Source organism: Zemynaea arenosa (assembly GCF_004614185.1).
Taxonomy (GTDB): Bacteria; Pseudomonadota; Gammaproteobacteria; order Burkholderiales; family Burkholderiaceae_D; genus Telluria; species Telluria arenosa.
Window position 1 is genome coordinate 1 of record NZ_SPVF01000144.1, and the last position, 7105, is coordinate 7105.

Consider the following 7105-nt stretch of genomic DNA (forward strand, 5'->3'; position numbering starts at 1 on the left):
GCGGGAGTAGCTCAGTTGGTAGAGCGCAACCTTGCCAAGGTTGAGGTCGAGAGTTCGAGACTCTTCTCCCGCTCCAACGTACAGGAACCAAATCCCAAGCGGGAGTAGCTCAGTTGGTAGAGCGCAACCTTGCCAAGGTTGAGGTCGAGAGTTCGAGACTCTTCTCCCGCTCCAGAATTTTGAAAGAACGCGGCGCTGGCCGCGTTTTTTCTTCCCCTCCAAGGCGGGGTAGCAAAGTGGTTATGCAGCGGCCTGCAAAGCCGTGTACGCCGGTTCGATTCCGGCCCTCGCCTCCATCAAATCAAGCACTTATACGAGACCTCGACCACGTCGAGCGACCTCAACCACACAGAAAGTGTGGTGTACCACACCTCCAAACGGCCAACTTGCCGTAGTCTCCTCGCTATCGCCAGCGCGGATGCTATTGTCGAAATATGGCCCTCCAATCGCGTAACGGCTGACAGAAGCCAGACTCAGAGGAGATCACGCAGGCGTACGGTCGCCGTGAGCTGCTCGCGTCCGCGCAGGTAGCGCAGCATGACACTCGCCGCGGCCGCGTCTTTGAGACGCGTACGCACGCCGGCCAGACCCAGGGCCGCGGCCGGGGTCCCATCGATCTGCAGCAGTTCGTCGTTGGGCTTCAGGCCCGCTGCGTCGCCCGGCCCGCCCTTGATCACTTGCCGCACGACGATACGGCTCAGTTGCGCGCCCGCCGCGATCAGGAACAGGCCACTGCGGTCGAAACCTGCAGTGGCACCCCCGCCCGCGGAGAGCAGCAGCCGGGCGTGCTGGTAGTCAAAGCCGACGACATAAGGCGCCAGGAATTCCGCGCCGAGCAAGCCCTCATGCCAGGTCGACCGCAGCGTGCCCCCGACAGAGAGGCCGACGATCGGCTTGGCCTGTGCCACGTCCGGAGCATCGGCCAGCGCCAGGCGCTCGGCACGTGCGAAGGCATAGAACGTATCGCCCCCGACCCCAGCGCCAAAGCCGGTCACCACCGCCTGGGGAAAGGCTGTGCGCATGCCGGTCTGGTCGATGAAAGGCTCGGGGATCAGGAAGGACGACTTGGCGCCCAAGTCCACCAGCGCATGGGCCCTCAGCGTGCGGCCGCCGGGCAGCGTCAGCAGGACCGTCGCCAGCGGCGTGCCCGCCACGAATGTCAACGGCACTGCTGCCGTGAACGTCCCGCGCGGCACATCATCCTGATCGCTGACCGTCAGTGTGCGAAGCGCAAAGTCGATCTGCACAAAATGCTCGCGGAAGAACTGCGCGCCGATGATGCCGGCTGGCGCACGGCCGCTGGTGGGGCCCAGCAGGTGCGCCAGATCCATCACTGCCGGTGCGGCCACGGCCAGTGCCACCTCGCCCACATGCAGCTCCACCGCGGCCGCCTCTTTCTGCTGAGAGCTGCCGCCGCCTGCGCCTTGCACCATGCGCCCGTCCGATACGCGGAGATGGGCGGCGCGAGCCACCGCGGTATCGAGGATGGTGCGGGACGCGCCGGTATCGAGGATGAACCACTGCGCCGGCAGGGCGCCCACTCGAACCGGAACGTACACGCGGGCGTCTTCGTACAGGATGGGGACAGGTACCGTCGCCATCGCATCGCGCTGCACGAGGCATGAGACCAGAAGCATCAGCATGCAGGCAGCTCGCGTCATCGATCTCATCGTTTCCTCCGCCGTGTGAACCAAAAGCCCGCAATGCCAAATAAGACCGACACTCGAGAAGCGACCCGCTCGCGTCATCCGACTCGAAAGTTCAATCTAAAATTCAAATCGCAAGGCCGTCGTCACGCTGTGCTCGCTCAACCGGGCAGGCTGTCCAACAAGGCGCCGTGCCGCGCGGGTGCTATTGATGAAGAGCGCCTCGCTCAACCAGGACCATTGGTCAGTGAGCGGGAGCGCCCAGGCCACCGCCAGGCCGTGGCCCGTCTCGTTGTTGGGATCGGCTGGAAGAAGGTCGTGCTCGCGGGTTTGGAACCGGTCGTAGCGCGCACTGGCGGTCCCGGCGCCCAGCCGATGGCTCACCAGGACATACACCGCCTCGAAGTCGAGCGCGACAGCGCGCGCCCCCATCAAAGTATCCCCATGCAGCGCCTGCGCCAGCACGGTCCATCCGCGGCCGGGCTGCAGGGTGAGGGTGGCGAGGTCGAAGCGGGTGTGCCAGCCATATTGTCCATCCTGGACTGCGAGCGCGTCGGCGCGGTTATCGTAATGCAGTGCGGCCAGCTGCGCACGCTCAGGCAAGACGAGCTCCGCGCCCACGTAGTAGCCCAGTCGTCCGTCGATCTCGCGGAACGGCCGCAGGAGCCCGGATTGCCGGGGAATCGGACCGTCCGGCCGGTACACCGGCAGGTCGGGGAGGCGCCGCGCCTCATTGCGTCCGGCGATGCGGTCGCTGATGGACCAGCCGCGCCAGGCCAGCAGGGTGCCAGCCGGGTCGTTGTGGTTGAACACAGCAGCCACCAGGCCGACGTCGTACGCTGAACCGGCAAAGCGACCCAGGCGGCGCGTGCTCCACTCGATGCCCTGGGTGCGGATCTCTTCGCCGATCCAACTGTTCACGGCGGCGCTGGAGATGGTGCGCGCCGGCAGCCAGCCCGGCGCGCCGTAGGCAATCTCCACGCTTGAGGGCGGGAAGAAGAACCCGGCGCGCACCCGTGTTTTCCAGGCGTCGGACGGCAGCGGACTCCAGGTCAGGACAGCCGAGCGGATATCCAGCACACCTGCATGGTCGGAATCCGCGCTGAGTTCAACCTGAGCACTCAGGTTGTCCGACAAGTCGGAATCGGCCGCGAGCACGGCCTGTCCGCTGCCCAGCGTGGACCCGCCACTGCGCAGTTTCCCCAGGCCGCCGTCGCGAATGCCGCCCCGAGTGCTCGCACTGGCGCGCAGATCAAGCGCGCCGTGCAGCTCGGCTGCATGGCTGGCGAACCCGACGGCGGCAAACACCAGACACGTCCATTGACTTTTCATCCGTGCATCATAACGTGCCGGCGCGCACACCGTGTCCTGGCCGAGCCGGCGCGGTGCCGCCAGCGCCAAAGTCAGCGCGAGGAGTGCGGACCGTTGCATCGAGTGCCGGTGGTCGAGAGAGGAGGGACGGGAAGTCCCCGGCCGCGGGCTCAGGTGTCGGCCCGCTCCAGGTAGGCCTGGATCATGGGGCTCACCGTGGCGACCAGCTGCTCCAGGTCCAGCGCCGTCAGGCCCGGCACCCGGAGCACATGCCGCGCAAGCGCGGTGCCCAGCAGGTGGCTCATCGCCAGGGTGAATCCGGTGGTCCGGTTCACCAGCACCGCCGTGCGCTGCAGGTTGCCGATGTGCTGGGCCAGCAGCTCGCTCATGCGCGCTGTCCCCGCTTCGCTGCCCAGTGCGGTGCGCACCAATACCAGCAGGGCCTCGCGCGTCGCCTGGTCCTCCCACATGCTGAAGTAGGCCCGGGTCAGGCGCGCGCCCTGTGTCGCCAGCGGTCCGGTGACCGCCGCGCCGAAGGTTTCCGCGGCACCGGGTGGCAGCTGCAGGGTCGCGGCCAGCAGGCCGTCCTTGTTGCCGAAGTAGTGGGCCAGCAGCGCCACATCCAGCCCCGCTTCCTCCGCAATGGCGCGCAGGGTGGCGCCGCGAAAGCCGCGGTGGGCGAAGTGCTGGCGGGCGATGGCGAGAATGCGGTCGCGGTTGCCGGTCGGTCCCTGCGGGCGGCCGCTGCGTTTGGTCGGGGACGTCATGGGGAAACTCTAGCACAATTCAACACTTGTTGACATCATCGTGTGTTGAATTTAAGCTCGGCCCCACTCAATCACAGGCAGGAGGTGTCATGGACGCGGTGTTGATCGTGGGTGCGGGACCGACCGGTTTGGCGCTGGCCCTCTGGCTGGACCGGCACCGAGTGAAGGTGCGGATCATCGACCGCAGCGCGGCGCCGGGCACGGCCTCGCGCGCGGTGGTGATCCATGCGCGTACGCTGGAGCTGTATCGCCAGCTGGGCCTGGCCGAGCGGATGGTGGCGGCAGGGCATGTCAGCGACGGCATCCACTTCTGGGCCGAGGGCGAGCGCCGCGCCGACCTGGTGTTCGGCGCCGCCGGGACCGGGATGACGCCCTATCCCTACGTCCTGATCCTGCCCCAGGACCGGCATGAACAGCTGCTGGTGGAGGCGTTGGCGCAGCGCGGGATCGCGGTCGAGCGGGAGACCGAGCTGGTGGGCCTGGAAGAGCAGGCCGATCATGTGCTGGCCCGCCTGCGCGACCCGGACAGCCAGGAACGCAGCGTCGCCGTGCGCTACCTGGCCGGCTGCGACGGGGCGCATTCGGCGGTGCGGCATGCGCTCGGACTGGCCTTCGAAGGCGGCACCTATGAGCACGTGTTCTACGTGGCGGACGTGCAGGCGGCCATTCCGGCACCCACCGGCGACGCACACTTCGCACTCGATCGCGGCGACTTCGTGGCGGTTTTCCCCTACAACGAGCACGGCCATGTACGCCTCATCGGGGCCGTCCGGGATGCCGCCGCCGCCGCCGCTGACACGCCGCTGCGCTACGAGGACGTGCAAAGCGATGCGCTGCACAGCCTGGGCGTCGAGGTCACCCAGGTCAACTGGTTTTCCACCTACCGCGTGCATCACCGGATCGCCTCCCGCTTCCGCCAGGGGCGCTGTTTCCTGCTGGGCGATGCGGCCCATGTCCACAGCCCCGCCGGCGGGCAGGGCATGAACACGGGCATTGCCGACGCGGCCAACCTGGCCTGGAAGCTCGCGGCGGTGCTGCGCCAGGAAGCGGATGAGCGCCTGCTCGACACATACGAAGCCGAACGTCGCGCCTTCGCCCTGCAGCTGGTGGCCACCACCGACCGCGCCTTCACTCTCGTGACCCGGACCGGCCGTCTCGCCGAACTGGTGAAGGACCACGTCGCCCCGGCGGTCCTGGCCGCCGTGTTCGCCAATGACCACCTGCGACGGCGCGCCTTCGGCCTCGTGTCGCAGACCGCGCTCGCCTATCCGGACAGTCCGCTGAGCACGGGCCGGGCCGGGACCCTGCATGGCGGCGACCGCTTCCCCTGGATCGCCGGCGAGGAGGGCGACAGCTTCGCGCTGCTGCAAGACGGTGTCTGGGTCGCGTACGCATGCGGTCTGGTCCCGGAGCAGGTGCGGGCCTGGTGCGTGCAGCACGGCGTACAGGTGCATGAGGCACCATGGACCGCGGCCCAGGCCCGCGCCGGCTGTGCGCGGGGGGCCCTGTATCTGGTGCGGCCCGACATGTACGTGGGCCTGGCGCTCCCCCATCCGGAGGTTGCGGCGCTCGAGGCTTACATCCAGAAGGCAGGCTGCCTGCTGCCTGTGTCCTGACTGGAGCGGCGCCGCGGTGGTAACCCGCACGCACTGCAGGCCCAGGGCGACCGCGCCCTCGATTCCTTTAGAGTTCGGTCTTCGGTGTCCGCATGAGTTCCGGCCGCTGGGAATTTTGGAGCATGCTGTCCTCCGTCGATGATTCTGGTTGACTGGACGATCCCTGGCGCCATGGCGCTCCTGCTCGACTGTGCAGGCGCCCTCGCGCACGCGGAGGATGCTCCCAAGCCGGACTATGAACTGACAAGCCGAAAGAGCTGAGTTAGGGGACCGCCGTTGGGAGAGTGCCGCCGCCGTTCTCCGTTTGGAGGCGGCGGTTTTGCAGTCCACCGTCCATTCACGGGTGCGCCATCCCGCCGCGTCCACTGAGCATGATTCGATTGACACGTGCCGCGATTCGGCGCACCGTCAACGACCGCATTTCGCGTCTTGGAGGATGGGTTCATGAAATATACGCTGGCGGCCGTCTTCGCCGATCTCGACCCGGCCCAGCGCGCCCGCACGGCGCTGCAGCGCGGCGGCTTTGCGCCTGCCGAGCTATCGCTGTCGTCCCGTAGCACATCGCACGCCTGGGCGGCCCAGGAGTCGCTGGGCGGGCGTATCGCGAACTGGTTTCTGCGCCTGCTGGAGCGGGGCGGCGAAGTCTATCCGCGGGACACGCCGGACCGGGGCCAGGGGCGCTCCGTGCTGACGGTCACCTGCGATTCCCAGGCGCGGCTCGACCAGGCGCACGCCATCATCGCCGCCTTCTCACCCATCGAAAGCGACCAGCAGGCCGGCACCGGCTCGCCGTATATTGGCTGACCGCGTCACCTCCCGACCTCGCAGCACCTGGGTATCCCGGCCACCCGCCTCCCCATTCCTGAGATCCCGGCCGTACCGTGCCGGCCCCCGCATGCTACGCCGGCTGCGTCACCTCCGCATGCCGGTGCAGGAAAAACGCCAGCATGGCGCGGGTCGCCGACGGACCGGCTGCGCTTGCGTGCGAGCCCGCCGGGTCGCCGCCTTGCCAGGCGTGGGCGGCGCCATGCACCAGCCAGTGTTCCGCCACCAGCTCACCCGCAGCCGTGTGCCAGCGGGCACGCGTGCAGGCATGGCCCGTTGCTTCCTCGCGGGTGCGGGTCTCGGTGAGGGCATGCGGGCCGTGCGGCGCGATGAACTGGCGCAGCACCGTCTGCCCGTTGTCCGGGTGGACCACGGAGTCGGCATCGCCATGGAAGACGATGATCGGCACCGCCTGCCGCAGCCGCGCCGTGTGGCCAGGCCGCTTCATGGCCTGCAGGCCCGATATCATGTCGCGCCCGCTCCCCGCAGGCAGGCCGGAATGGACTCCCACGCCCGCGTAGAGTTCCGGATAGGCTGCACCGAGCACGGCCGCCATCGCGCCGCCCGCCGACAGCCCGGCCACATACACGCGGGCCGGATCGGCATCCTGCTCCGCCATCACCTGCCGGGTGAGTGCGGCGATGAGGGCCGGCTCGCCGGCGCGGGCCTGGTGCGCGGGATCGAACCAGTTCCAGCAGCCGTTGGGATTGGCGCCGCGGTCCTGCTCGGGATACAGCACGAGGCAATCCTGTTCGTCCGCCAGGCCGTTCATCGCGGTCCCGGTCGCGAAATCGTCCGCGTTCTGGGTGCATCCGTGCAGCAGCACGAGCAGCGGACGCGGCGCGCGGGCGGGGCCCGGCGGCACGTAGAGCTTGTAGCGCCGCTGCCCTTCGCCGCAACTGAAGACCGCGCCGGTGAAGCTGCCGCGGCCGTGCTGGCG

The 7105-nt window shown here is 68.3% G+C and carries 6 protein-coding genes and 3 tRNA genes; 5 read left to right on the forward strand and 4 right to left on the reverse strand.

Annotated elements, in window-relative coordinates:
- From E4L96_RS11545 to E4L96_RS11555, 3 genes are all read left to right on the forward strand, one after another.
- A tRNA-Gly gene (locus E4L96_RS11545) sits at positions 1–76 on the forward strand.
- Positions 77–98: 22 nt separating this feature from the next.
- Positions 99–174 (forward strand) — tRNA-Gly (locus tag E4L96_RS11550).
- A gap of 48 nt (positions 175–222) precedes the next feature.
- Positions 223–296: transfer RNA gene (locus E4L96_RS11555), tRNA-Cys, on the forward strand.
- A gap of 177 nt (positions 297–473) precedes the next feature.
- On the opposite strand, the gene E4L96_RS11560 is transcribed toward E4L96_RS11555, so the two are convergent.
- From E4L96_RS11560 to E4L96_RS24580, 3 genes are all read right to left on the reverse strand, one after another.
- Positions 474–1643, reverse strand: a complete 1170-nt coding sequence (locus E4L96_RS11560) for an aspartyl protease family protein (protein ID WP_167758669.1) — start codon at positions 1641–1643, stop codon at positions 474–476.
- A gap of 123 nt (positions 1644–1766) precedes the next feature.
- Complete coding sequence (locus E4L96_RS11565) at positions 1767–3077, reverse strand: hypothetical protein (RefSeq protein ID WP_135207373.1); 1311 nt, start codon at positions 3075–3077, stop codon at positions 1767–1769.
- Positions 3078–3127: 50 nt separating this feature from the next.
- Positions 3128–3724, reverse strand: coding sequence for a TetR/AcrR family transcriptional regulator (locus E4L96_RS24580; RefSeq protein WP_135207374.1), 597 nt, complete (start codon positions 3722–3724; stop codon positions 3128–3130).
- A gap of 107 nt (positions 3725–3831) precedes the next feature.
- Between E4L96_RS24580 and E4L96_RS11575 the strand changes: the two genes are divergently transcribed.
- The gene (locus E4L96_RS11575; RefSeq protein WP_167758670.1) at positions 3832–5340 is read left to right on the forward strand and encodes an FAD-dependent monooxygenase; all 1509 of its coding nucleotides are present in this window, start codon (positions 3832–3834) and stop codon (positions 5338–5340) included.
- Positions 5341–5784: 444 nt separating this feature from the next.
- Positions 5785–6144: a hypothetical protein gene (locus E4L96_RS11580; protein WP_135207376.1), complete on the forward strand. Its 360-nt coding sequence runs from the start codon at positions 5785–5787 to the stop codon at positions 6142–6144.
- A gap of 94 nt (positions 6145–6238) precedes the next feature.
- Here E4L96_RS11580 and E4L96_RS11585 read toward each other — a convergent pair.
- Positions 6239–7105: extracellular catalytic domain type 1 short-chain-length polyhydroxyalkanoate depolymerase (locus E4L96_RS11585; RefSeq protein ID WP_135207377.1), on the reverse strand; the 867-nt coding region annotated here is incomplete at its 5' end.